At 70.9% G+C, this 1,455-nt stretch carries 1 protein-coding gene; it reads right to left on the minus strand.

Annotated features, from left to right (window positions below; translation table 11 throughout):
- A partial coding sequence (locus EU811_RS22945; RefSeq protein WP_142940553.1) for a TerD family protein occupies window positions 1-1,455 on the minus strand: 1,455 nt, incomplete at both ends.

Genomic DNA, 1,455 nt, shown 5'->3' on the forward strand with positions numbered 1-1,455 from the left:
CCCTGGCAGAGAGTCTCGTCGTCGATCCCGTTGCGCACGGGCACCCAGGCCGGGCCCATGTTCTGGAAGCCGTGGCAGCCGGAGTTCTCGTGCTGGAGGTAGTGCAGGAGTTCCTGGAGCAGCCAGGCGTGCGCCGCGTTGCCGACGCCTTCGTGGCGGATCAGCATCTGGGCCTGGTGGGCGACGTCGGCCCACGACAGGTGCCGCAGCGCCACCTTGTGCTTGCGCCGGCCGTCCGTCTTCACGTCGACCAGCGGACTGCCGTCCAGCTCCACGTCGTTGGAGAGGGTGATCACGGCCTCGTAGCCGCGGCGGGCGGCGATCTCGGTGTACGCCTGCACCTGGTCCGGCTTGAGGGCGTTGCCGTTGGTCTTCGTCTCGACCAGCGCCGTCCACAGCTTGCCCGCCCGCTCGACCCGGATCACGCCGTCCGGCCGCCGCGGGGAGTCGCCGTTGGGCAGCGATACCTCGGTGAACATCTCCATCCGCCCGGCGGGCGCCCCGAAACCGGCGGTGAGCCGCCTGCCGAACTCCGGCACCTGCGCCATCACCGACAGCAGCACGGAGGTCGCCCGGGTCTCCCTGTCCCGGTCGCTCTTGAGAGCGGAGACCGGGAAGAGCCGGGCGGCCCGCCAGGAGTCGTTCTCGGCGAGCGACTTCCTGGCCACCTTGGGCAGCGTGACCTTCTTCTTCGCCGTACGGGGCCGGGGGACCGACTTGGCCGGTGCCTCGACGGACTCGGTCACGATCTGTTCCACCACAGGAACGGGACTTGGGGCTGGCACGGCGGCCAACGGCACCGCCGTCCCCACGGCCTGGACCTCGACCTCGGTCGCGGCCTCGGGCCCCGCTTCCGTCGCGACGGGCTCGGCCGCCGCCTCCGCGGGGATCTCCTCCGGCGGGACGTCCTCCGCGACGGCAGCCCCGGACTCTTCGGCCGCCTCCGCCTCCTCCGCGTCGTCGTCGACATCGACGCCGTAGTCCTGGGCGAGGCCCGCGAGACCGGACTCGTATCCCTGCCCGATGGCCCGGAACTTCCAGTCGCCGGACCGCCGGTAGAGCTCGCCGAAGAGCAGCGCGCCGACCGCACCGGCGTCCTCGATGGAGAACCTCAGCAGCCCCTCGCCCGAGCCGTCGGCCAGGGTCACCCGTACGTCGTCCAGATCCCCGAACCGGCCTCCGTTGTAGCGGCTCGCCGCCACGACGACCTGCTCGACGTCCGCCGGGATCGCGGTCAGATCGAAGGTGATGCGGTCCTCGTTGCCGTCGGAGGTGGGCGTCTTGCCCAGCAACTGCACGGACCCGTCGGCCGCCACGGGGTTGTTGTAGAAGTAGAAGTCAGCGTCACTGCGGACCTTGCCGTCCGCCGTCAGCAACAGCACGGACACGTCCGCGTCGCCCTCACCCGTCGGACTGCTCCAGCCCAGGCTCACCATGACCGAGCCCACGAGACTA

Origin of the sequence: Arthrobacter sp. TS-15, from assembly GCF_006964045.1 — a bacterium.
In the GTDB taxonomy this organism is placed as follows: Bacteria; Actinomycetota; Actinomycetes; order Actinomycetales; family Micrococcaceae; genus Arthrobacter.